This is a genomic window from Chromobacterium vaccinii, from assembly GCF_000971335.1.
Taxonomy (GTDB): domain Bacteria; phylum Pseudomonadota; class Gammaproteobacteria; order Burkholderiales; family Chromobacteriaceae; genus Chromobacterium; species Chromobacterium vaccinii.
Window position 1 is genome coordinate 22769 of the sequence record NZ_JZJL01000035.1, and the last position, 23470, is coordinate 46238.

Sequence of the window (23470 nt, forward strand, 5' to 3'; positions counted from 1 at the left end):
GGTGTGGCGGTTGGGGAGGTGCCGCGCCGGTTGGCGCGGCGAGGGGAAAGCGGTTACTTGGGTTGCGGCGCGGGATTGGCGACCACGTCCTGGGCCTTGACGCCGGCAGAACCGGCCAGGCTGTAGTTGAGCTGAGTGCTCTGCCAGGTCTTGGCCGGGTCTTCCAGCCGGCCGCCGAAGGCGCGGAACAGCGCGTCCGGGTCGGCGTCGGTCTGCGGCGACGGCCAGTGGCCGTTGTCCAGCGCCTCGTCCAGCCAATAGGTGCTGAAGTCGCAGGCCACCAGGCTCCATGGCTGGCCGTCGCGCGGGGCCTGGCCCAGCGGTCGCACCTTTTCCGGCAGCAGCGGATTCACCGCCAGGCCGAAATCCTGCGAGGCTAGCAGGCGGCGCGCGGCGTAGACCAATTGCCAGACGCCGGCGCCGGCGTAGTTGGCGTCGGCTTGCAAGCGGTCGCCGACGATGACGGTGAACAGCGCGTTGGCCTTGTAGCGCAGACGCTGGCTGGCCTGAGGCTGGCTGGACGTGATGCCGCCGGCCACGGTCCACAGCGCCGGCAGCCTGGCCAGCGCCTGGGGATTGATGGTGGGGCTGGACTGGCCCGGGGTGAGCCGGCTGGCGTAGTCGCCGTGGGCCAGCTGCAGGCCGCACAGGGCGGTTTCGTCCAGGTCCGCCGCCACTTCGCGCACCATCCGGCCCATGCCTTGGCGCAGGCGGTCGGCGATGGCGGTTTGCACGGAAATCAGCATGGACATGGTCATTCCTTGGAACGATGGTGAGGATGGGGAGAGTGTGACGCCGGGCGGCGCCGGGGCTTAGCTGAGGGGTGTCAGTGCACTAGGCGCTTGAGCAGTTCGCCGGCCAGGGTGACCAGCAGCGCGGACAGGGCGCCGGATACCGCGCCGCTCTTGGCGGCCTGGATTTCGACGTCGCGTAGGCGGCCGTCCAGCTCTTCCAGTTTTTTGTCCTGTTTGGCGAGGTGGGCGACGATCATGTCAAGCTTGCCTTCTATGCGGCCCAGGGCCAGCAGGTTGTCGTGTTCCACGTGAAACCTCTCACTTCTCGGCCAGTTGCTGGCACAGCACGCAGCGGGTGCAGCTGGGGATGGCCGCCCGGCGGGGGCCGGGAATCGGATCGCCGCAGTCCTCGCAATGGCTGAGGCCGCTTTGGCGCCATTGTTCGAAGTGGCGGGCGAGCGCCTGCTCGCGGAATTCGGTTTCCAGCTCGCTGGCCCGGTCGAAGAAGTCGGTCATGGTGTGGGTTCCTGTTGAGGGTAGAGTTGTTTCAGGGCGACAAGGCGTTGCTCCAGTTGCTGGCACCAGGCGCCGTAGTCGGCGGCGTGGGCGAGGAGATCGGGCGCCGGTAGCCCGGCATCGGCGCCGGAGGCTTGGGCGGCAGCTCCAGCAGGTAGGGGCTGGGCGCCGGGCAGCTCGTCGGGATAGCCGAGGAGCTGGCGGTAGAGGCGCAGGCTGTCAGGGCCAAGGCCAGTAAAGCGGGGACCATCGTTGCGGGTGACATCGTCTATCCTTTGCGCTTGTCGCCGTTGTTGCGCTTGCAGCGCCTGCTGTTGTTCCAGCAGCCGGCTTTCCAGTTGATCGATGCGCTGGCGCCACTGCCGCTGCAATTCCATGGCCGCGGCCTGGCGTTGTTGTTGCGCGCGGCTGTCCGCCGATTGCATTTCGGCGACGGTGGCCTGCAGCTTGGTTTGCCAGTACTGGCGGCTCTGGCTGTGGCCCAGCGCGTAACCGCCGGCAGCGGCGAGCAGCGGCAGCAGCAGGCCGGAGCCCAGGCGCAGGAAGGAGGCGGGGATCATGTCCGGCTCCGGTCGCGATAGGCGGCGATCAGCCGCAGCGTGGCCGAGTAGCCGCCGACCACGCCCATATAGATCAGCCAGATGTCGGCTGTCAGCGTGCCGCGCCAGCCATTGACCAGAAACATGATGGTGGCCGCGGCGCAGGCGATATTGGCCCACAGCCGGCTGTGGCTGAGGCGGCGGCTGCGCGGATGGCGGAGCAGGTCGGCGAGGCGCATGCTCATTTCTCCAGTGACAGTTGGAAATGGGGTATCTCATGCAGCGGCGCTTCCAGCGTGCCGTGCCAGTACAAGCCCAAGGACTGGGCGATCCGCCCCATCACCTGCCAGTGAGGGTGGTCGATGTCGCAGATGGGCTTGCCGGCGTGCAGCGGCACCACGTCAAAGGCGCGGGCGGCGGGATTGCCGTGCAGCATCGCGTTGTGGGCCGATTCGCCGGGACGCGCGTAGGTGACGATGACGCCGGGCAGTTCCCGGCCCCGGCGGTACAACTGTTCCTGCTCGGCGGCCGAGCGCCAGGTGCAGATCAGCAATGGGTCCACGCCCTGGTCCCGGCACAGGCGCAGAAAGGTTTCAGCCAGCGGCTGCAGTTGCGGGTGCAGATCGGAAATGGCTCGGCTTGCCATGGGGTCTCCTTTGCCTGATGAAATGCGTTGCTCGGCCTGGGAGGCGGGTAGGCGGCCCTCGGCGGCGCCGTGCCGGGGGGTCAGTGCACTTCGTAATCGGCCGGCGGGGTTTTCAGCACGCGCCAGACCATGCGGTCGCTGAGGCGATAGCGCATCGCCAGTACGCCCACCGCCTCGTTGGCGCCGAGTCCTTCCACCAGCATCGCGTCGAAGTCGCGGATCATCTGCTGATTGCGCGCCTGGCGCAGCGCGGTGCTGCAGCGCGGGATATAGAGGATGTCGCCGCCGAAATGGCCGGTCAGCCGCTCGGCCGCCTCCTGGCCGATCACCTCCACCAGCGCGGCGAAGCGCAGCTGGCCTGCGCGGCTCTGGTTCTTGGAGAAAGGCAGGGTGGTGCCGCCCAGCGCCTGCACTAACTGCAAAGTGCGCGGCATGCCAATCAGCTGAGCGACCAGTTGCATGGTGGAGGGCAGAGCGGGATATTGCGCGGCGGTATTCATCACGTGAGCTCCTGAAAGCCCCTCTAAGGGCCTTGGCAGACAAATAGTTCTAAATGAGTTATAGTTTGAGCAAGGCTAAACCAGGGAGAGCCTGGGTTTTATGCAGGCAATTATTAGAACTACTGCGGTAGTTGAGTGCATATATTTTAGCACTTTTATAAGTATCATTGCTAATTAGTAGAACTACTTATGAAGTATGATTGCTATTGTATGCCTTGCTTTTGAACTAAACAAGCAACGGGATGTCACTACTTATGTCAGTTACATTCGACAAAATGACAATGCGATGGTAATCTGGGGCGCCGCTCCAACCGTGCATGACTTCCGATGGAGTTCCAAATGGAAAATTCGCAGCAACAGACCGATTTCCGGCAGCGCCTGGAACTATTGATCGGCAGCGAGAAGCCCTACGCTTGGGCGGCGCGCCACGGTCTCAACAAGGGGTCGTTCACCAATATGTGGTACAAGGGCGGCGTTCCGCGGGTCGGAACCGCGCAAAAGATCGCGGCCGGCAGCGGCTGCCGGGTCGAGTGGCTGCTGTACGGCGAGGGGCCGATGCAGGACGAGCGCGCGCAGGCGCAGGAGGCCGCGCAACCGGCCGAACTGCCGTCCTTGCCCGCGCGCGGCGACGCGGATGAGCACGAAATTCCTGCCGGAGTGCAAGATGAGTTCTGTTTCATCCCGCGTTATAACCTGAAGGCGTCGGCCGGCTTTGGAACCAGCGCCGCCGGCGAGCAGCCGATGTTCTATATGGCCTTCCGCCGTTATTGGGTGAAGAACTATTTGAACGCTTCGCCGCGCGATCTGGTGGTGATCAGCGTCAAGGGCGACAGCATGAGCGGCGTGCTGGAGGACCGGGACACCATCCTGGTCAATACGGCCGAGCGCAATCCCGGCGAAGGCCTGTTCGTGATCCGCATCGGCGATGACATCTTCGTCAAGCAGCTGCAACGCTTGCCCGGAGGCGCGGTGCAGGTGAAGAGCGCCAATCCCTTATATGAAACTTTCACCGTGGATCTGTCCCGCTCCGCCGGCGAGTTCGAGGTGATCGGACGGGTGGTGTGGTTCGGCCGGCAGATCGCCTGAGCGCGTCGGCGCGCATCCTGGCGCGCGCCGGGTTTCCCGGCTGCCGCCGTTGCGCGATCGATGCCCCCTTGCCGGGCCCGGCCAGACCCCGGCCGCTCCGTGCCGCCGGATCATCAGGTGTACACTAGAGGCTGACCAAGCAACGGAATTCATCATGCAAGACCATATCCGCGCCAGTCTGGGCGAAGCCAAGACCGCGCTCGACAATCTGTTGGCCAACCCGCAGGCGCTCGCCTCGGTGGAGGCGGCGGCGCAGGCCGTCATCGGCGCGCTCGAATCCGGTGGCCGCGTGTTTTCCTGCGGCAACGGCGGCTCGATGTGCGACGCGATGCATTTCGCCGAAGAACTCACCGGCCGTTACCGCGGCAACCGCCGCGGCATGGCGGCGATCGCGATCAGCGATTCCAGCCACATCAGCTGCGTCGGCAACGATTACGGCTACGACGAGATTTTCGCCCGCTATCTGGAAAGCCATGCCCGCGCCGGCGACGTGCTGATCGGCCTGAGCACCAGCGGCAACAGCCGCAACGTGATCCGCGCCGCCGAAGTGGCGCGCGAGCTGGGCGTCAAGGTGGTGATCCTGACCGGCCGCGCCGGCGCCAAGCTGGAGCCGCTGGCCGACGTCTACGTCAACACCCCGGGCGGCAGCTACGCCGACCGCGTGCAGGAACTGCACATCAAGGTGCTGCATATCCTGATCGAGCTGACCGAGCGGCACTTCTTCCCGGAAAACTACTGAGACGCATCATGCGCCGGGCGGCGCGCGTCTCCGAAGTTGACGCATTTCAGCGCGCAGGCGGTGGGGCCGGCGTTCAGCCGGCGTTGAGGAAGGCGCCGATGCGGCGATAAGCCAGGCCGCATATTTCCGGCACCAGCGCCTCCATGTTGAGGAAGGCGTGCACCTGGTCTTCCAGATGCAGCCGCTCCACTTCGGCGCCGGCCGCCTGCAGCTTCTCCGCATACAACTGGCCTTGGTCGCGCAGGATGTCGCGGCCGGCGGTGATCACCAGCGTCGCCGGCGGCGGGGCAGCCAGCGCCCAATGCAGCGGCGATGCCCGGCCGCGGTCTTCGCCATGCTGGAAGTAATTGTCGAAATACCAGTCGGTGCGGGCCCGGGTCAGGAAGAGGCCTTCGCCGTTTTCCGCCACCGATGGCTGCGCCAGCGTGTAGTCGACGCAGGGATAGATCAGCGCCTGGCGCGAGATCTCAAGCGATGGGTCGGCAAGGCCGCAGAGGCTGGCGCACAGGGCGCCGCCGGCGGAGTCGCCGGCCAGCGACAGGCGCCGCCGGTAGGCCAGTCCGCGGTCGTCAAGTGTTCGCCACACATGCCTGGCCACGCTCAGCGCGTCGTCGAGGCCGGCCGGATAGGGGTTTTCCGGCGACAGACGGTATTCGGCAGCGACGACGATGTGCCGGCTGGCGGCGGCGAGACGGCGGTTGATGCCGTCGTAGACGCTGACGCTTCCCGCCATGTGGCCGCCGCCGTGCAGGAAGACCAACACCGGCAACGCCTCTTGGGGCGCGGGATGGTAGATGCGCACCGGCACGGCGTAAGCGCCGCCCGGCACCAGGTCGTCGTTGACCCAGGCGATGTCCGGCCCGGGCGCGACCATCTGCGCGGTCAACTGCGCCAACGCTTCCCGCGCGCCTATCGCCGTCGGCTTGTAGCCTTCGGCCAGGCGTTGCGCAGTCTGTTGGTTGAGCTCGGCCAGCCAGGGGCGCAGATTGGGATGCAGTCGGTGCATGGTCTGTCCCGTCTATGCAAAGTGTTGATTCATCAGGCTATACCATTCGCATTTTAACGGCAAGCGCAATGACCTGATCGGCTGTCTCAGCCGAACAGCAGGTCCAGCAGCCCGGGCTTGCCGCGCGCGCGCAGGCGGCCGCTGTCGGCCAGTAGCCGGTCTATCAGCGCGTTGTCGGCGCGCGGCCGGCGGGCGCGCACCGGGTCATTCGCGCCGGTGGGCGTGAGCGCCAGCGCGCCGTCCCGGCGGCTGAGGCGGTAGCCGCCGGCGCAGGCCGGGCAGAACAATTCATCGCCGTCGTCCGCCGCCGCCGGCACCGCGATGATGGGGCCACAGGCCGCGCAGCGCTGCATTGGCACGCCGGGTTCGCTGTGGCCCAGAACGTGGTCCAGCCGGCCGGCCTCGCCCAGTTGGACGAAGCGCGCTCCCAGTTCGGCGTCGAACTGGCGGCCCAGATTGTCGCGCAGGATGGACAGCGCCTGCGTCACCGGCATGCCCTGGCGGTAGGGCCGGGTGCTGGTCATCGCGTCGAAGGCGTCGGCGATGCCGACGATGCGGGCGACCAGCGGGATGGCCTTGCCGGACAGCCGGTCGGGGTAGCCGTTGCCGTCCGGGGTTTCATGGTGGCGCAGCACCGCGTCGATCACCAGCTCGGCCAATGGGTGGTCTTTCAGCAGTTCCGCGCCGACTTGTGGGTGGGTCTTGATCACCTCGTATTCCTCGTCGCTGAGTTTGCCGGGCTTGTTAAGCACCGCGTCCGGCACGCCCACCTTGCCCAGATCGTGCAGAAATCCACCCAGCGCGATCCTTTCCACCTCGGCCTGGGGCAGCTGCAAGTCGGAAGCCAGAAGATGGCTGTAGCGCGACACGCGCCAAAGGTGGCCGCCGGTGTAGGCGTCGCGCGCCTCCACCAGCATGGCCATCGTGTACAGGGTTTTCAGTAGTTCGCGGCTGGCTTGCATGGCTTCCTCGCGGCATGAGTGGCGACCACTTCACTATGGCATACGCGCAGGCGGGAAACCGCCGGCTCGCATATCATGCTGCGCTGGCGATACCGCCACATCATTCGAGCGTTTGATCTAAATTTGTCGTAACTTAATGATTCAAATCATGCAATTTTCATCTTTCCTCCGTAGTGTGTAATGACGCGCCGCTGGACCGGCGCGATCCACACGCGAAAATCCAAGGAGGAGTGCGAATGAAGTCATGGTTGCTGCTGGGACTGACCCTTTCCTCGCTGGCCTGGGCCGGCAATGACGACGGCGCGCCGGATCCGCGCTATGCCCACGTGCTGTCGTCGTCCGGCCCGCTGAGCCGCGCCGAGCTGCTGAAGCGCGGCCTGCCCAAGCAGCAAGCCGCCGCGCGCGTTTCCGCGATGTCGGTGCCGGGGCCCGCCACCTATACCTATGTGCGCTGTTTCTACCGCACCGGCAGCGCCAACACCCAGCCGGGCACCGATTACGAGTGGGCGCTCGACCCGTCCAGCGGCGACTACTACCGCCTGAACGGCAACTGGTGGTCCAGCAGCATCTTCGACTGGAAGAATATGTTCTACAGCGATGTGACGCAGGACGCGCTGCGCGCCGTCTGCCAGCAGACGCTGGCCAAGAAGGGCAGGCCGTCGCAGCCGGCGATGGTGTTCGCCGCAGACAACGCGATGTCGTTCAATTACACGGTGTGGACCAACGACAAGGCCGGGCAGGGCAGCGGCATCAACAAGATCATCGCCTTCGGCGACAGCCTGTCCGACAACCAGAACGTTTACAACGCCTCGCAATGGACGCTGCCCAACCGCAACAGCTGGTATATCGGCCACTTCAGCAACGGCCCGGTGTGGGTGGAATACCTGGCCGGCCGTTTGAAGCTGCCGATGTACAACTGGGCGATCGGCGGTGCCGGCGTGTCGACGCAAAAGCTGGTGATCCCGGGCGTGGTGCAGCAGGTGCAGTCCTGGCAGGACTACATGAAGCAGGCGCCCAACTACAACCCGGCCACCACGCTGTTCACGATGTGGATAGGCGGCAACGATCTGGTCAACTACGGCAGCACGCCGGACAAGGTGATCGCAGGCCAGCAGCAGGCGCTGACCAATCTGATCAAGGCCGGCGGCCGCAACATCCTGCTGCTGAAGCTGCCTGACGTGTCGCGCGCGCCGGTGTTCCAGTACAAGGACGGCGCGGCCACCGTGGCGGCGCAGGTGAAGGACCTGAACCAGAAGCTGGACGCCTTGGCCGCCTCGCTGCGCCAGCAGTACGGCGTCAACATCCAGGTGTTCGACAGCTACGCGATGTTCAACGATGTGTTGACCAATCCGGGCAAGTACCAGGTCAGCAACACCACCCAGTCCTGCCTGAACATCAACGCCGACTCGGCGCTGAACTACATGCAGACCCAGTCGCCGCGCGCCAATTGCGCCAATGCCGACAGCTTCGTGTTCTGGGACACGCTGCACCCGACCACCCATACCCATTTGCTGCTGGGCAACGCGGTGGCCGACTTCCTCGGCTCGTCCGGCGCGATGCCGATGCTGAGCAAGGCGCGCTGACGCGCGGACGGACGGCGTTTGGCGCGCCGTCCGCCAGGGCTTACAATTCGGTTTTGATCCGGCCGCGGGGTTTCCCGCGGCCCGGCCGAACTGTAATCGAAAGCCCCCATGTCCACCCTGACCGAACTCCTCCGCCGCGCCGACGCGGCGCGCGCCGCGCTGATCGAGCGCCTGGCCGCCGAAGACACCAACTGTTACCGCCTGTTCCACGGCAGCGTGGAGGGCGTGCCCGGCCTCGCCATCGACCGTTACGGCGAGCAGATCCTGGCGCAGACCTTCCATAAGCCGCTGACCGACGCCGAGCTGGAGGAAATCCGCGCGCATTATCGCGAAGCGCTGCCGGAGCTGGCGCTGGTGTACAACGACCGCAGCGACGCCAACTCGCGCGTGAGCAACGCGCTGTCGCTGGCCGAGCAGGCGGTGGCCCAGCAAGACGTGGCCATCCGCGAAAACGGCGTCGCCTTCCATTACCAGGCGCGCCACAAGGGCCAGGACCCCTGGTTGTTCCTCGACTTGCGCGCCGCGCGCCGCCGCGTGATGCAGCTGGCCGAGGGCAAGAGCGTGCTCAACCTGTTCGCCTACACCTGCGGCGTGGGCGTGGCGGCGGCCAAGGCCGGCGCCAGCTTTGTGCTGAATGTGGATTTCGCCGAATCCAGCCTCAGCGTCGGCCGCGCCAACGCCAAGCTGAACCTGCTGGCCTCCCGGCCGCGCTGTCTGCACAGCGATGTCTTCGCCGCGGTGCGCCAGCTGTCCGGCATCGGCCAGCCGGACCGCGTGCGCGGCAAGAGGATGCCTCCCTTCCCCAAACTGGAGCCGCGCCAGTTCGATCTGGTGTTCCTGGACCCGCCGCGCTACTCCAAGAGCCCGTTTGGCGTGGTGGACCTGGTCAACGATTATCAGGCGCTGTTCAAGCCCGCTTTGCTGGCCACCGCGCCGGGCGGGATGCTGGTTTGTTGCAATAATGTTGCAGAAGTGGACGGCGACGCCTGGCTGGAAAGTTTGAAGCGCAGCGCCGCCAAGGCCGGCCGCGAAGTGCGCGCCGCCGAGTGGATCGTCCCCGACGAAGACTTCCCCAGCATTGACGGCAAACCCCCGCTGAAGATCGTTTTGCTTAGCGTTTGAGACGCATTATCAAGAAAAAAAGCCGCGACCCAGTCGCGGCTTTTTGCATAGTTTGAGACAAGACAACTAAGCGTGAAGTCAGTTTAATTGTTTAAAATTAACACTTTATTTTAAATGTAAACGACTGATATTCTGTTTGACAGGAAGCCCCGGCCGGCGCGGAGCCTTAGACGCGACCGGATGAAAACGACGGGCATTCCACACATAACAAACAAGGTATCGGGTGAATACATGAAACAAACCATCGTTCTGTCCCTGCTGGCGGGCATGCTGGCCTGCGCTCAGGCGCAGGCCCAGTCCGAACAGCCTCCCAGCGACGAACTGGACGGCGTGATCTCCGCCGGCAAGCCCTTGTCCGGCAGCGAGGCCCGCGCCGCCTCGGGCCAGGCCAAGCCGCAGCCCGGCAGCGCCACCTACACTTATCTGCGCTGCTATTACCGCAAGAGTCCTGCGGCCAACCAGCCGCAGACCGACTACGTGTGGGCCACCGATCCATCCAGCGGCGACTACTATCGCGTCAACGGCTACTGGTGGTCGGGCAGCTTCGTCGCGCTGAAGAACATGTTCTACAGCGAAACCAGCCAGGACACGCTGCGCTCGGTGTGCCAGCAGACGCTGGCCAAGCAGGGCGTCAACCGTCCGCTGGCGCTGTTCGCCGCCGCCAACAACGTGATGTCGTACAACCACACCATCTGGACGCTGGACAGCGCCAGCCAGGGCAATGCGATCAACCGCATGGTGGTGTTCGGCGACAGCCTGTCCGATACCCAGAACATGTACGGCGCCTCGCAATGGCGGCTGCCGGTGGCCAGCAGCTGGTACGTCGGCCGCTTCAGCAACGGCCGGGTCTGGGTCGAGCATCTGGCCGACCAATTGAAGCTGCCGTTCTACAACTGGGCGATAGGCGGTTCCGCCGCCGACAGCCACCTGGTGGTGCCGGGCCTGTTGCAGCAGGTGGATTCCTGGACCCAGTACATGCAGAAGGCGCCGGGCTACCGTCCGGAAAACACGCTGTTCACCATGCTGATCGGCGGCAACGACCTGCTCAATTACGGCCGCGCCGTCGATCAGGTGATCGCCGACCAGGGCAAGGCGCTGGACAAGATCATCGCCGCCGGCGGCCGCAACATCGTGGTGCTGACGCTGCCCGACCTGTCGCGCACGCCGTCCGGCTCGGCCGGCGGCAAGGCGGCGCAGCTGGCGCAGCAGGTGAAGGACTACAACGCCAAGCTGGCGACGCTGGTGGCCAATCTGAAGCAGAAGCACGGCGCGGCGCTCAAGCTCAGCCTGTTCGACGCCTACGCCATGTTCAACGACCTGCTGACGAATCCGGCCAAGTACCAGGTGAGCAACACCACCCAGCCCTGCCTGAACGTGGCGGCCAACGCCAGCCTGCCCTACATCTCGTCGCAGACGCCGCGGCCGGAGTGCGCCAACGCCGACGCCTACGTGTTCTGGGACAATCTGCACCCGACCACGCACACCCACGTGCTGCTGGGCCAGATGGTGGCCGACTTCCTGCGCCAGCAGAACCTGAACCTGTCGGCGCAGGCGCGCAGACGCTGAGCCGCCGGAGTTGAGGCTACCCGCCAACCGCATGCCTTGCCGGCATGCGGTTTTTTGTCGCCGTCGTTTCGAGGATGAGGGCGGGTTCCCGCCGCATTCGAATGCCGCGCGGCCGGATTCAGAAGCCGAGCTGGAACCGCAGCGCCAGGTACGCGCCGGAGACGGCCAGGGTCGCCAGGGTGATCGGCACGCCGACGCGGGCGTGGCGTTTCCAGTCGATGGCGACGCCGCGCCTGGCGGCGGCATCGACGACGATGATGTTGGCGATGCTGCCCACAATCAGCAGATTGCCCGACAGCGTGCTGACCAGCGCCAACAGCAGGCCGCTCGTCTCGTGATGGGCGACGGGCAACAGCAGCATCACCGCCGGGACGTTGGAGACAATGTTGGACAGCAGGAAGGTGGCGGCGAACAAGGGGCCGGGCTGCTCCAGCCGCACGCCGAGCGCGGCGAGGCCGGCGACGGTGTCCGATGGGATTCCGGTGCGCTGCAGCGCATGGTTGACGACGAACAGGCTCATGAACAGAACCAGCAGCTCCCAGTCGACCAGCCCCAGCATCTTGCGGGAATGCAGCTGGCGGCTCATCAGCAAGATGCCCGCGCCGATGAGCGCCATGTGCTCCCTGGGCCACGGCGCCGCCAGGAACGCCGCCAGCAGCGCCGCGGCGATGACGAGGCCTTTCGCGGTCTGCCAGCCATCGAAAGGCGCTCCCTCGCGCGGCGGCTCGGCGGCGGGGGGCTCGGCGGGGCCGGCATCCTGCCAGCGGCCGCCGGTCTGCCGGACGATCAACGCCCAGCATGCCAGCAGTCCGAATCCCACCGGGATGACGGCGGCCAGAAAATAGCCGCCGAAGTCCAGGCGCAGCGTCTGGCCGATCAGCATGTTTTGGGGATTGCCGATCAGCGTCGCGGCCGAGCCGATGTTGGACGCGCAGGCCAGCGCCAGCAGGAACGGGACTGGGTCCAGCCGGCGCTGCCTGCAGACGTCGATCAATACCGGGGCGACGGCCAGGCAGACGATGTCGTTGCTGAACACCGCCGACAACGCCGCGCTGACGACGGTCAGCGCCGCCAAGAGTCCGGCGGGGCCGAGCGACAGGGTCGCCAATTTGCGGGTCACCCAGTCGTAGAAGCCGCCGAGGCGCATCTGCGCCGATACCACCATGAAGGCGAACAGTAGGATCAGCGTGGGCAGATGCATGGCGGCCACCGCTTGCTCGAGGCTCAGCGCGTTGACGCCGATCAGCGCGATCGCGCCGAGCAGCGCGACGCCGGTGCGGTCAAGCTGCAGGAACGGCAGTCCGCCGAGAATCATGCCGAGATAGACGATGAGAAAGATGGCGAGGATGGTCGTGGTCATGTCGTAAGCGCCGGCGCGCATCGGCCTGCGCGGAGGCGGGCCGAGCTTGGGAGTGGGAGAGGCGGCTGTTTCATGGCGGCCGGGAGGCGGTTGCGCGCGCGCGGCATGTCCATGGCGAGGAGGCTACTGGTTGGCGCGCACCCAGCGGTGCCATTGCGAGAACAGTTCCGGCGTGATCGCGCCGATCACCGAGCGCTTCCACACCACGTCGGTCCAGTAGTCGTCGGTGTTGAGGCTGGCGAGGCGGGCGCCGGCCTCCTCGGCGATGACGGCGCCGGCGGCGTAGTCCCACAACCGCTGGCCGCCGTGCAGGTAGAGGTCGTAGCGGCCGGCGGCCAGGAAGCACCAATCCAGCGTGCTGGAGCCCATATTGCGCTGGCTGCCGCACGGCGCCACGCTGCCGATGCGGGCCGCCAGCTTGCCGGAGCGCAGGTATTTGACCTCGACGCTGGCGATGGCGTCGCCCATGCAGTTATTGATGGTTTTCAGCGGCAGCCGGTGGCCGTTCAGCCAGGCGCCCTGGCCGCGGCGGGCGTAGAACATCTCGTCCGACACCGGGTTGTAGATCACGCCCAGCTCGCTTTTGCCGTCCACCATCAGGCCGACCGAGATCGCGAAATAAGGCAGGCCGTTGACGAAGTTGGTGGTGCCGTCTATCGGGTCCACCACCCACAGACCGTCGCGGTTGGCCGCCCACAGCGCGTCTTGCTCATCGCGCTCCATTTCCTCGCCCAGCACCGGATGGGGCAGGATGGCGGGCAGACGCCGCTGCAGTTCTTCCTGGCAGGCGAGATCGGCCTCGGTGAACAGGGTGCCGTCGTCCTTGCGGCTCTTGCCGACGCGCAGAAAGCGCGGCATCACCTCGCGGGCGGCCACGTCGCGTACCAGCTGCATCACCTGTTCTAGCACCTGCATCCTTTTCTCCCTGCGTGGTTTCCGCGCGAAAGCGGTTTGCCGAATGGAGCAAACCTAGCAAAATACCGGTATCAACAGCGACTTTCAATATCCGATGCCAAGGTTTTATCTCGATGCCGATCTCGCGGTCGGCCAGCACCTGTCCCTGCCCGATGCTGTGGTGCGTCATATCCAAGTATTGCGGCTGAATGCCGGCGACGCCATCACGCTGTTCAACGGCCGCGGCGGCGAGCACCAGGCCGCGCTCTGTGCGGTGATGAAGCGCGACGCGCAATGCGTGGTCGAGCGCTTCGACGACGTTTCACGTGAAACTCCGTTGTGGCTGGGCCTGGCCCAGGGCATTTCCGGCGGCGACAAGATGGAGTTCACGCTGCAGAAGGGCGTGGAGATGGGGGTGTCGGTGTTCCAGCCCATCGCCGCCGGCCGCTCGGTGGTGAAGCTCAGCGGCGAGCGCGCCGACAAGCGCGTCGCGCGCTGGCAGGAGATCGTGATCTCCGCCTGCGAACAGAGCGGCCGCAACACGGTGCCGCAAGTGCTGCCCATCCTGACGCTGAACGAATGGCTGGCGCAGCGGCAAGAGGCCGATATCCGGCTGATCCTGTCGCCGCGCGGCGACAAGAGCCTGGCTCAACTGGCCGACAGGCCGGCGCGCAGTTGGCTGATGGCGGGGCCGGAGGGAGGTTTTTCCGCGCAGGAGGAAGACGCGGCGCTGGCGGCCGGCTGGACGCCGCTGAAGCTGGGGCCGCGCATCCTGCGCACCGAGACCGCGGCGTTGGCGGCGGTGGCGGCGATGCAGGCGGTGTGGGGGGATTACCACTAGGGCGCGCCATTCCGGCGAGGCGCCGGTCATGCCGTCGTGGGCGGGTGACAGGTGCTTGATTGGAGATGAGGCGCGTCGCTTCAGGGCGATGCGCCCTACAGGAAACGCAGCGGGTCGATGTGCCATTTCTCCGGCGACTCGTGCTTGACGATGCGGTCGCCGCCGCCGAAGCCCATCTTGCGCGACAGGTCGACGATTTCCGGCGCGATGTGGGTATTGCTCTTGGTGCTGAAAAACACCTTCACCTTGGGCGAGACCAGATTGTTGTCGTTCTGCTCGATCACCACGCCCAGCCGGCCGCTCTCCAGCCGCACCAGCGTGCCGATCGGATAGATGCCGATCACCCGCATGAAGGCCTGCACCAGTTCCGGGTTGAAATGGAATTTCGACCATTCGTAGATCTTGCGCAGCGCGTCGGTCGGCGACATGCCCTGGTGGTAACAGCGTTCGGAGGTGAGGGCGTCGTAGACGTCGACGATGGCCGCCATCTGTCCCAGCTGCGAAATCTGCTCTCCCTTCAGCCCGGCGGGGTAGCCGCTGCCGTCGTGGCGCTCGTGGTGCTGGCCGGCCACCAGCACCGCGGTTTCCGAGATGCCGCGGGTGGCGTGCAGAATTTTCTGGCTTTCCACCACGTGGCACTTCATCACCTGGAATTCCTGCTCGGTCAGCTTGCCCGGCTTGTTCAGGATTTCGTTGGGCACCCTCATCTTGCCGATGTCGTGCAGCATGCCGCCGATGCCGGCGTGGTGTATCACTTCCTTGCTCATGCCCAGGCCGTTGCAGAAGCTGACCATCAGCGCGCCGACGCTGACCGAATGCTGGAACGTGTAGTTGTCCTTGTCCTTGATCCGGCACAGCGACAGCAGCGCGCCGCCGTTGCGCAGAATCGACTCGGTCAGTCTTTCCACTTGCGGCTCCACCTGCTCCAGCTCCACCTGCTTGCCCAGCCGGACGTCCTGCAGGATGTCGCGGACGATCTGGTTGGCTTCGTCGTGGATGACCCGGGCGCGGCCGAACTCCTCGGCCGCCTCCACGCGGCGGACCACCGTGCTCTCGCGGGAGGCGATTTCGCGCAGCTCGCTTTCCAGCTGCTTGCGCACTTCGCCTTCGCTGCGGGCGGAGGGCAGGTCCAGGCCCTTGCGAGTGTCGATGTAGACTTCGTGAATGCCGGCGTCGGCGATTTTCTGGATCTCGCTGTCGTCCTTCACTTTGAAGCGGTTGATCAGAAAAGGGTGGGACATCCAGTCGCAGTTCAGGTCGTGGATGTACATGCCGACTTTTAGCTCGCTGACATCAATGCACTTGATCATGGCGCTTGGCGGCCTGCTGCCGCGGAGTGGAATTCAGCAAATCGTCGCGGTGCGACGGATCGGGCCGCCGCCCTGGCGGACAAGGCGTCTTTTTTCAGCATCAGCCGGAGCGGGCGGATTTGCAAGAATCCGGCCACCGAAGGCGATTGCCGCCGCCTCATTCCGGGGGCGAGGACTTGCCGAAGGCGGCGATCATGGGATATATTCCCGCAGTTTTGTTCGGAACGGATGTAATGAGACAAGCAGCATGGCAGCGAAGCGGCATCAGCGACACCCTGGCGGGCGGCGCGGCGGCGTTGCTGCGAGGCGCGGCCGTTCCCGACATTCCCGCATCCACGAGAAAAAGCCCCTGACGACAGGGGCTTTTTTTTCGCCCGCAACCGCCAACACGAGGAAAGCGACCATGGCCAATCCACTGTACCGGAAACACATCATCTCCATACCCGACTTCAGCCGCGAGGAACTGGAACTGGTGGTGGACACCGCCGCTCGCCTCAAGCAAACCCCGCGCGGCGACCTGTTGCAGGACAAGCTGGTGGCCAGCTGCTTCTTCGAACCGTCTACCCGCACCCGCTTGTCGTTCGAGACAGCGGTGCAGCGTCTGGGCGGCAATATCATCGGCTTCGCCGACGGCGGCAACACCAGCGCCAAGAAGGGCGAGACGCTGGCCGATTCGATCAAGATCATCAGCTCCTACACCGACGCGGTGGTGATGCGCCATCCGAAAGAGGGCGCGGCGCGGCTGGCCAGCGAGTTCTCGGCGGTGCCGGTGATCAATGGCGGCGATGGTTCCAACCAACATCCGACCCAGACCCTGCTCGACCTGTTCTCGATCCGCGAGACCCAGGGCCGGCTGGACGGCCTGACCGTCGCCTTCGCCGGCGACCTGAAGTACGGCCGCACCGTGCACTCGCTGGCGCAGGCTCTGTCGCTGTTCGGCGCGCGCTTCTACTTCGTGTCGCCGGAAGTGCTGGCGATGCCGGACTACATTTGCGAGGAGCTGGACGAGAAGGGCATTTCTTACACGGTGGCGGCCAGCCTGGAGGAAGTGATTCCCGAGGTGGACGTGCTGTACATGACCCGGGTGCAGCGCGAGCGTTTCGACGAGGCCGAGTTCCGGAAGATCCAGGGCCAGTACGCGCTGCGCGCCGACATGCTGAAGAACGCCCGCCCGGGCATGAAAGTGCTGCATCCGCTGCCGCGCGTCGACGAGATCGCGGTGGACGTGGACGCCACCCCGCACGCCTACTACTTCGAGCAGGCGAAGAACGGCGTTTACGCGCGCCAGGCGCTGCTGTCGCTGGTGTTGAACGAAACCGTGTAATCAGGCAAGCAAAGGACAAAGACCATGCAATACACCCGCACCGTGGAAGCGCTGAAGCAAGGCACCGTGATCGACCACATCCCGGCCGGCGAAGGCGTCAAGATCCTGCGCCTGTTCAAGCTGACCGAAACCGGCGAGCGCGTCACCGTCGGCCTCAACCTGGTCAGCCGCCACATGGGCAGCAAGGACCTGATCAAGGTGGAGAATGTAGCCTTGACCGAGGAACAGGCCAATGAACTTGCTCTATTCGCACCTAAAGCGACAGTAAACGTCATCGACAACTTCGAAGTTGTAAAAAAGCATAAATTGACCCTGCCTGACGCGGTGGAAGGCATTTTCTCTTGCCCTAATTCCAACTGCATTTCGCATAATGAGCCGGTTAAGAGCGTCTTCTACGTAAAAACACTGGGGCATGACACAAAAATGAAGTGCAAGTATTGCGAAAAGGTGTTCAGTAGGGATATTGTTGCAGAAGTGCGCTAAGTCGTACAAAGGATGAGATAGAGAAATATCAAGAAAACACTGCATTCGACAGTGGTTGTAAAAATAGGGAAAGCGCCGCGGGAGACCGCGGCGCTTTTCATTTTTTGCGACTCGCAACCGGCTGATGCGGGAGAGCGGGTCTCCGGACGCGGTCGCGGGAGGCGGCCAAACGATGAAGCCATGGTGGTGGCGTCATGCTTTTGTCCTGAACTTGCCGTTGGCGGCCGCTTGCGGCGCGCTAGGGGCCTTGCTGGTGCTGGGCTTTCAATTCGCATTGCATGCAATCGAGGAGGGGCTGAGCGGCCATCGCGGCAGCCTGGTCGAGATCGCGCGGCAATTGGCGCCCTGGCAGCGCGCGCTGGCGCCGGCGCTGGGCGGCCTGTTGGCCGGACTGGTGCTGGAGCAGGGAAGGCATCTGCTGCGCGGCGCCGCCGAGGGCGATTACCTGGAGGCGGTGCGGGTCGGCGACGGCCGCCTCAGCCTGCGCCGCACCCTGGTCAACAGCCTCTCTTCCCTGTGCACGGTAGCCAGCGGCGGCTCCATCGGCCGCGAGGGCGCGATGGTGGCGCTGGCCGCGCTGGGCGGTTCGCTGCTGGCCCGGCTGGCGTCGCTGGGCTTGCCGCGCCGCCGCCTGCTGGTGGCCTGCGGCATCGCCGCCGGCTGGGCCGCCGCTTATCATGCGCCGCTGGCGGCGGTAGTCTTCGTCTGCGAGGTGGTGTGGCGGCGGCTGGACTGGCGCGCGCTGCCGGCGCTGCTGCTGGCCGCCCTGACCGCCAGCCTCACCGTGGATAGGCTGTTTGGCCTTTCCCCGCTATACCAGCCCGCTCCTCTGGCCGCTCCCGATCATCTGGCCCTGGCCGGCTACTGTCTGCTGGCCTTGCTGCTGGGCGCCGCTTCCCCGCTGTTCATGGGCGCGATGGAGCTGGGCCGCCGCGCGCTGGGCAGGCTGAAACTGCGCCTGCCATGGCGGATGGCCCTGGGCGGGGCGGTGGTGGGCGGCCTGGCCTGGTTCTGGCCGCAGATGTGGGGCAATGGCTACAGCACGGTGTCGTGGCTGCTGGTCAGCGATCCCGGCTGGCGGCTGGTGCTGACGCTGCTGGTGTGCAAGCTGGCCGCCACCGCGGCCACCAGCGGCTCCGGCGCGGTAGGCGGCATTTTCACGCCGATGTTGTTCGCCGGCGCGGCCGGCGGCGCGCTGGCCGGCCAATTGCTGAATATCCTGCTGCCGGGCTGGTTGCCGGCGGGCGGCGCGGCGCTGGTGGGAATGGCCGCTTTTCTGGCGGCCACCGCGCGCGCGCCGGTGCTGGCGGCGCTGATGCTGATGGAGCTGACCGGCGCCTATGCGATGCTGCCGCCGGTGGCGCTGGCCGCATGGCTGGCGGCCAGGATAAGCCGCCGGGTGGGCGGCCGCGCGCTGTATCAGGACGAGGCGGAGATCAGGCGTCCGGCGCCGGGCCGCTGCTGCTGGTTTCGTCGATGAAGCGCTGCAGGTAGACCAGATCCAGCCAGCGGCCGAACTTGAAGCCGACTTGCGGCAAGCGGCCCACCTGGACGAAGCCCAGTTTTTCGTGGAAGCGGATCGACCCCTCGTTGTCGGCGTCGACAGCGCCCAGAATGGTGTGCTTGCCCAGCGCCTGGGCATAGGGGAGCAAGGCCTGCACCAGCGCGGTGCCTATGCCCTGGCCGCGGGCGTCGGCGGTCAGGTGCACGCTGTGTTCGACGGTGAAGCGGTAGCCGGGGCGGGCGCGGAAATCGCCGAAACTGGAAAAGCCCAGCGCGCGGCCGTCTTCGTCTTCCGCCAGCAGCACCGGGTAGCCGGCGGCGGCGCGGTCCTGGAACCAGACGGCGAACTCCCCCGGCGTCAGCGGATCGTCGTTGTAGACGGCGGTGGTGGTGGCGATCACTTCGTTGTAGATGTCGAGTATCGCGGCCAGGTCTTCAAGAGTGGCTTCACGAATCTGCATGTTCTGTCCTTGCTTGAGGTCGTTCGGGGCCTTGAGCCAAGGCCTGAGCAATTAACGTGCCAATATTCAACCCGTGGGAGCGATTTTCTTGCGCGGGCTGCGCTTCTTGCGCGGCGGCGCGGCGCTTTCCTCGGGCGGGGTCGGCGTCTCGACGGGCGCCGTCGGCTCGATGACGGCGGGCTCGCCATCGTGGCGCAGCCGGATCTCGCTGTGCAGCTTGGAGCCGTTCCGGCTCTCCTGCACCGTCAGGAAATCCAGTTTCTTCACCATCTGCGACAGGCGGCCATGGCCCCAGTTGCGCGGGTCGAACGAGGGGTCGTTTTTGGCGAGGTAGGAGCCGACGGCGGACAGTTCGGCCCAGCCGCTGTCGCGCGCCACGGCTTCGATCGCCGAGGTGAACATGTCTTGCAGCGGGTGTTTTTCCCTGTGCGGCGCGGCCTTGGCGCGCGAGCGGCTGTTGCGGGCCTTGGGCTTGTCCGCCGCCGTCGCCGTCTCTGGTTTCGGCTTGGCCGGCGGCGCCGGGCGCAGAATCTCGGTGAACACGAATTTGTCGCAGGCGGCGATGAAAGGGCGCGGCGTCTTCGACTGTTCGCCCAGGCCGATCACGGTCAGGCCGCCTTCGCGCAGCCGGGTGGCCAGGCGGGTGAAGTCGCTGTCGGAGGACACCAGGCAGAAACCGTCGAAATTGCCGGTGTAGAGCAGGTCCATCGCGTCGATGATCAGCGCCGAGTCGGTGGAGTTCTTGCCCTTGGTGTAGGCGAACTGCTGTATCGGCGAGATCGCGTACTGGTGCAGCACTTCCTTCCAGCCCTTGAGCTGGGTGGTGGTCCAGTCGCCGTAGGCGCGCTTGACGACGGCGGTTCCGTACTTGGCCACCTCGGCCAGCAGTTCGGCGATCAGCGAGGACTGGGCGTTGTCGGCGTCTATCAGCACCGCCAGTTTGCGGTTTTCCATTGAGTCTTTCGGGTAGGGCGACAGCACATGCTATGCCGGGGCTTTCCCGGCTGTCAAAAACTGGCCGACGCCGCTTGGCCGCGCGCGGCGTCCAGCGCGCGTCCGACGATGCGGTCGACGGTGCCGTCCCGCTTCATGCCGGCCAATGCCTGGTTCAGTTCGCGGATGAAGTCCTGCTTGTACGGGAAGCGGCCGTCGTCGCGGTCGGTGAAGCCGACATAACCCTGCTCCTCCGATACCGTCGCCGCCTCGGCCAGCTGGCCGTCGCGGTACAGGCCCTGGCGCTGCAGTTTCGCCAGTTCCATGTCTATCGCCAGCTTGTCGTTCTGGTAGCAATCCAGGTGGCCGCGGATCAGCTTCAGCAGGTTGGTGCGGACGTCCGGCGCTTCCTCCATCGAAATCCGTCCCAGGTCCACCAGCGCCCAGAAGGCGTTGCCGCCGAGCCGGAAGCCGGCGTTGTTGCCGAAACGCAGGCCAAGATAGTCGTTTGGCCAGGCCGGGCGCGGCTGCGCCATCACCGGGAGCCGGCAATAGACCACGACTTTTTCGCGCAGCATGGGCAGCGAATAGGGGCGCATGAAGGGGCGTTCGCCGGGCCGGAAGTAGGGCGGGGACAGCGCCAGCGCGCGGCCGGCCTCCAGTTCCGCCAGCCCGCGTTTCCATGGCACCGGATGCAGTTCTATCCGGTAGCCGCGCAGGCGGCTGGAGGCGGCGCGCAGGATGTCGTTGTAGATGCCCCGCGCCTGGCCTGCCGCTTCGTACGAGTAAGGCGGGTAGCCGTTGTCGGTCAGGATGGTCACGGTCTGCGGCGCCGCCGCCGCCGCGCAACTGACGGACCACAGCATCGGCAACAGTCGGCGGGCGATGGACTGGCGCATCGCGGTCATGCTCCGAGAGAGGAATACCATCGTTATAGCGCGTGGCCGGTGGCGTGGCTTTTGCGTTGGCGAAGGAGACGGCGGAGGCGGCGCGGGCGACCCTGGGGGGCGGAACGCGCGATGAGTCTGGCGGGATGAACAAGACCAAGCCGGCGCTGCGCGGGAGCGCGCGCGCCGGCTTGGTCTGAGGCGGACGGATTACTTCTTGGCGACGGTCTTGCCGTAGGCTTCGGCGGAGGCCTGCATCTTGGGCAGCAACGCCTTTTCGGCCGACTTCAGCGTTTCGCCGGCGATGCCGTTGATGATTTGCGGCTGCTGCTTCAGCATCTTCTGGCCGGCCGGCGTTTTGTAGAAGGCGTTGATCTGTTTCAGATCGTCGGCGGTGAACTGGGCGCTGAAGTTCTTCACCACGGTCTGCTCGAACTGGGTCTTGACCGCGGCGGAGCCGAAGTAGTCGGCGGCCAGTTTCTGGATGCCGTCGCCGTAGCCCTTCAGGCCGGCTTGCGCTTTCTTCTGCTGGGCTTCGGTCAGCTTGATCTTGTTCTTGACGAAGTATTCCTGCAACAGCGGCAGCGCGCTGGCGGAGGTGCGCTGCGCCAGTTCCGGCAGCATATTGTTTAGATTCAGGGTGGCGGCCAGTTCCTTGGCTCCGGCTTCCTGGGCGGCGTCGGCGTGAGCCAGCAGCGGCATGGTCAGCAGCAGGGCGGCGATGCCGGCCTTGATCGAGCGGGAAGCAAACATGGCAAATCCTTTGATCGGGTAATGGATGTCGAGCCGGCAGTGTGACACCGGCCGGTGCCCAGGTCAAAGCCCATGCGGTCAGGGCTGGGCGGCGGACGGCATCGCCGCCTGCCAGCCCTGGTAGCGGGAGAGGTTGTCGCGGGTGACCAGCCCCACCGGCACGGTCACCTGGCGGGTGGTGGCACCGCCGCCGCGCAGCCTGGCGCCCAGCTTCACCGCTTCGCGGCCTATCAGGTATGGAGACTGGCTGGCGGAGGCGACGATCTGGCCCGACAGCTTCAGCGCGCGTTCGATGTCGGGCGAGCCGTCCACCGAGCCGATCAGCGCCTGCTTGCGGCCGGCCGCGCGCAAGGCTTTCTCGGCGCCCAGCGCCTGGCGGTCGTTGATGGCGAACACCGCGGCCAGATCGGGCCAGCGCAGCAGCGCCTGCTGCATCGCGCGCTGGCCGCCCAGGCTGGAGCCCTGGGCGTTGACGCCGTCGTCGACCGCGCGGATGCGGGGGAAGGCGGCCAGCGCGGCGTGGCAGCCGGCGGCGCGGTCGCTGACCGAGGTGATGGGCGGTCCGCCCTGGACCACCAGCGTGCCGCGGCCGTTCAGGCGCTGCGCCAGGTAGCGGCAGACGATCTCGCCTGCCTGGCGGTTGTCCGACTTCACGGTGCCGTCGACGTCGGGCGCGTCGACATCCACCGCCACCACGGTGATGCCTGCGGCGCGCGCCTGGCGCACCAGCGGCGCCACCGCGCGGCTGTCCACCGCGCCCAGCAAGATCAGGTCCACTTTCTGCGCGATCAGCCGGCGCAGCTGTTCCTGTTGCTGCTCCAGCGTGAAATTGGCCGACTGCGAGGTGATGCGCACCGCCGGGTTGAGCCGGTGGGCGGCCTGCACCGCGCCGCGCGCCAGCGCCTGGTAGAAGGGGTTGTCCAGCGCGCCGACCGAAATGCCGATCCGGGATAGATTCGTGGCGGCGGCGGGAACGGAGCTGGCGAGCAGGGCGAGGCTGAATAGCGGAATGCGGGGCATGGCGGGTTGGGCATGGAGTCGGACTGGTATCAGTCTAGCTCATCCGGTCGCGGTTGCGACTGTCCTGGACTCGAGATGGCGCTGCGCGCGCCAGGCCAGCTGGCGCAGCAGCGGCCAGCCTTCTTCCCACTGCTGGTGCCCGGAGTCGACATTGATGTGGCCGGCATGCTGCAGCCAGGTGATCGGCGCCTGCCAGTAGCCGGCCAGCCGCGCGGCGCGGGCGGTCTTGCAGAACGGGTCGTTGCTGCTGGCGACGATCTTGGCCGGGAACGGCAGCGCTTGGCGCGGCACCGGGGCGAAATTCATCAGCTCGGCGGGCACGAAGGCGCGCTCGACGTCGGCCGGCGCCACCAGCAGCGCGCCGGCGATGCGCTCCGGGCGCTGGCGCGCGTAGTGGGCGACCGCGATGCAGCCCAGGCTGTGGGCGATCACCAGCGCCGGCTTGACGCAGCGCTCCAGCGCCGCGTCCAGGCCGTCCAGCCAGTCGTCCAGCAGGGGATGGGTCCAGTCGGCGTTGTCGACGCGCCGGGCGCCTAATCGGCGCTGCCAGTGGCTTTGCCAGTGGCGCGGCCCGGAATTGTTCCAGCCGGGCTGGATGATCAGGTCGAACGGCTGCAGGGTGGCGAACATGGCGGACTCGCGGGAGACGATGGTCTGACTGTAGCGCGGCCGGAATAGCTTGAAAAATAATAATGAATTGTT

The 23470-nt window shown here is 65.9% G+C and carries 27 protein-coding genes; 9 read left to right on the forward strand and 18 right to left on the reverse strand.

Features of this window, described 5'->3' with window-relative positions; translation table 11 throughout:
* Positions 1–53: 53 nt before the first annotated feature.
* From VL52_RS16235 to VL52_RS16265, 7 genes are all read right to left on the reverse strand, one after another.
* Positions 54–752: a DUF1834 family protein gene (locus VL52_RS16235; protein WP_046158004.1), complete on the reverse strand. Its 699-nt coding sequence runs from the start codon at positions 750–752 to the stop codon at positions 54–56.
* Between the two features lie 74 nt (positions 753–826).
* Complete coding sequence (locus VL52_RS16240; RefSeq protein WP_021475230.1) at positions 827–1042, reverse strand: hypothetical protein; 216 nt, start codon at positions 1040–1042, stop codon at positions 827–829.
* A 10-nt stretch (positions 1043–1052) separates the two neighbouring features.
* Positions 1053–1250, reverse strand: coding sequence for a TraR/DksA family transcriptional regulator (locus VL52_RS16245; RefSeq protein WP_046158005.1), 198 nt, complete (start codon positions 1248–1250; stop codon positions 1053–1055).
* Entirely contained in the window at positions 1247–1810 is a 564-nt protein-coding gene (locus tag VL52_RS16250) for a hypothetical protein (RefSeq protein ID WP_046158006.1), read from the reverse strand. Before VL52_RS16250 ends, VL52_RS16245 begins: the two co-directional genes overlap by 4 nt.
* On the reverse strand, positions 1807–2028 hold the full coding sequence (locus VL52_RS16255; protein ID WP_046158007.1) for a hypothetical protein: 222 nt from the start codon (positions 2026–2028) through the stop codon (positions 1807–1809). The genes VL52_RS16250 and VL52_RS16255 overlap by 4 nt, the downstream gene beginning before the upstream one ends.
* A 2-nt stretch (positions 2029–2030) precedes the next feature.
* Positions 2031–2435, reverse strand: a complete 405-nt coding sequence (locus tag VL52_RS16260) for a M15 family metallopeptidase (RefSeq protein WP_021475234.1) — start codon at positions 2433–2435, stop codon at positions 2031–2033.
* A gap of 80 nt (positions 2436–2515) precedes the next feature.
* A complete protein-coding gene (locus VL52_RS16265; RefSeq protein WP_046158008.1) occupies positions 2516–2935 on the reverse strand; it encodes a Mor transcription activator family protein in 420 nt (139 codons plus the stop codon).
* Positions 2936–3274: 339 nt separating this feature from the next.
* Between VL52_RS16265 and VL52_RS16270 the strand changes: the two genes are divergently transcribed.
* Positions 3275–4021 (forward strand): S24 family peptidase, encoded by a 747-nt coding sequence (locus tag VL52_RS16270; RefSeq protein WP_052717522.1) that lies wholly within the window; start codon positions 3275–3277, stop codon positions 4019–4021.
* Positions 4022–4175: 154 nt separating this feature from the next.
* Positions 4176–4760, forward strand: coding sequence for a D-sedoheptulose 7-phosphate isomerase (gmhA, locus tag VL52_RS16275; RefSeq protein WP_082113795.1), 585 nt, complete (start codon positions 4176–4178; stop codon positions 4758–4760).
* A gap of 73 nt (positions 4761–4833) precedes the next feature.
* Here the strand turns inward: gmhA and VL52_RS16280 are convergent, their stop codons facing one another.
* Positions 4834–5766, reverse strand: coding sequence for an alpha/beta hydrolase (locus VL52_RS16280; protein ID WP_046158009.1), 933 nt, complete (start codon positions 5764–5766; stop codon positions 4834–4836).
* An 86-nt stretch (positions 5767–5852) separates the two neighbouring features.
* The gene (locus VL52_RS16285) at positions 5853–6728 is read right to left on the reverse strand and encodes an HD-GYP domain-containing protein (RefSeq protein ID WP_046158010.1); all 876 of its coding nucleotides are present in this window, start codon (positions 6726–6728) and stop codon (positions 5853–5855) included.
* Between the two features lie 236 nt (positions 6729–6964).
* Between VL52_RS16285 and VL52_RS16290 the strand changes: the two genes are divergently transcribed.
* The 3 genes from VL52_RS16290 to VL52_RS16300 all read left to right on the forward strand — a co-directional run bounded on the left by VL52_RS16290 (position 6965) and on the right by VL52_RS16300 (position 10999).
* Positions 6965–8311, forward strand: coding sequence for an SGNH/GDSL hydrolase family protein (locus tag VL52_RS16290; protein ID WP_235429318.1), 1347 nt, complete (start codon positions 6965–6967; stop codon positions 8309–8311).
* A 108-nt stretch (positions 8312–8419) separates the two neighbouring features.
* Positions 8420–9433, forward strand: a complete 1014-nt coding sequence (locus VL52_RS16295) for a class I SAM-dependent rRNA methyltransferase (RefSeq protein WP_046158011.1) — start codon at positions 8420–8422, stop codon at positions 9431–9433.
* A gap of 231 nt (positions 9434–9664) precedes the next feature.
* Positions 9665–10999, forward strand: coding sequence for an SGNH/GDSL hydrolase family protein (locus tag VL52_RS16300; protein WP_235429319.1), 1335 nt, complete (start codon positions 9665–9667; stop codon positions 10997–10999).
* Positions 11000–11117: 118 nt separating this feature from the next.
* Here the strand turns inward: VL52_RS16300 and VL52_RS16305 are convergent, their stop codons facing one another.
* Positions 11118–12359 carry an anion transporter gene (locus tag VL52_RS16305; protein ID WP_046158043.1) on the reverse strand — a complete coding sequence of 414 codons (1242 nt, stop codon included), beginning with the start codon at positions 12357–12359 and terminating at the stop codon, positions 11118–11120.
* Between the two features lie 123 nt (positions 12360–12482).
* A complete protein-coding gene (locus VL52_RS16310; protein ID WP_046158012.1) occupies positions 12483–13274 on the reverse strand; it encodes an inositol monophosphatase family protein in 792 nt (263 codons plus the stop codon).
* Between the two features lie 94 nt (positions 13275–13368).
* Between VL52_RS16310 and VL52_RS16315 the strand changes: the two genes are divergently transcribed.
* Positions 13369–14094, forward strand: a complete 726-nt coding sequence (locus VL52_RS16315) for a 16S rRNA (uracil(1498)-N(3))-methyltransferase (protein ID WP_046158013.1) — start codon at positions 13369–13371, stop codon at positions 14092–14094.
* 95 nt (positions 14095–14189) lie between these two features.
* Here the strand turns inward: VL52_RS16315 and VL52_RS16320 are convergent, their stop codons facing one another.
* Complete coding sequence (locus VL52_RS16320) at positions 14190–15404, reverse strand: HD-GYP domain-containing protein (protein ID WP_046158014.1); 1215 nt, start codon at positions 15402–15404, stop codon at positions 14190–14192.
* Between the two features lie 403 nt (positions 15405–15807).
* On the opposite strand from VL52_RS16320, the gene pyrB reads away from it, so the two are divergent.
* From pyrB to VL52_RS16335, 3 genes are all read left to right on the forward strand, one after another.
* Positions 15808–16728, forward strand: a complete 921-nt coding sequence (pyrB, locus tag VL52_RS16325) for an aspartate carbamoyltransferase (protein WP_046158015.1) — start codon at positions 15808–15810, stop codon at positions 16726–16728.
* Between the two features lie 24 nt (positions 16729–16752).
* On the forward strand, positions 16753–17211 hold the full coding sequence (gene pyrI, locus VL52_RS16330) for an aspartate carbamoyltransferase regulatory subunit (RefSeq protein ID WP_021477474.1): 459 nt from the start codon (positions 16753–16755) through the stop codon (positions 17209–17211).
* A gap of 172 nt (positions 17212–17383) precedes the next feature.
* Complete coding sequence (locus tag VL52_RS16335; protein ID WP_046158016.1) at positions 17384–18691, forward strand: chloride channel protein; 1308 nt, start codon at positions 17384–17386, stop codon at positions 18689–18691.
* Here VL52_RS16335 and VL52_RS16340 read toward each other — a convergent pair.
* From VL52_RS16340 to VL52_RS16365, 6 genes are all read right to left on the reverse strand, one after another.
* Positions 18648–19175, reverse strand: a complete 528-nt coding sequence (locus VL52_RS16340) for a GNAT family N-acetyltransferase (protein WP_046158017.1) — start codon at positions 19173–19175, stop codon at positions 18648–18650. The genes VL52_RS16335 and VL52_RS16340 overlap by 44 nt on opposite strands.
* A 66-nt stretch (positions 19176–19241) precedes the next feature.
* On the reverse strand, positions 19242–20129 hold the full coding sequence (locus tag VL52_RS16345) for an NYN domain-containing protein (RefSeq protein WP_046158018.1): 888 nt from the start codon (positions 20127–20129) through the stop codon (positions 19242–19244).
* A 53-nt stretch (positions 20130–20182) separates the two neighbouring features.
* On the reverse strand, positions 20183–21016 hold the full coding sequence (locus tag VL52_RS16350; protein WP_052729359.1) for a substrate-binding periplasmic protein: 834 nt from the start codon (positions 21014–21016) through the stop codon (positions 20183–20185).
* A 189-nt stretch (positions 21017–21205) separates the two neighbouring features.
* A complete protein-coding gene (locus VL52_RS16355; RefSeq protein ID WP_046158019.1) occupies positions 21206–21748 on the reverse strand; it encodes a DUF2059 domain-containing protein in 543 nt (180 codons plus the stop codon).
* A gap of 78 nt (positions 21749–21826) precedes the next feature.
* Positions 21827–22768: a substrate-binding domain-containing protein gene (locus VL52_RS16360; protein WP_046158020.1), complete on the reverse strand. Its 942-nt coding sequence runs from the start codon at positions 22766–22768 to the stop codon at positions 21827–21829.
* Positions 22769–22807: 39 nt separating this feature from the next.
* Entirely contained in the window at positions 22808–23398 is a 591-nt protein-coding gene (locus tag VL52_RS16365) for an alpha/beta hydrolase (protein WP_046158021.1), read from the reverse strand.
* Between the last annotated feature and the right edge of the window lie 72 nt (positions 23399–23470).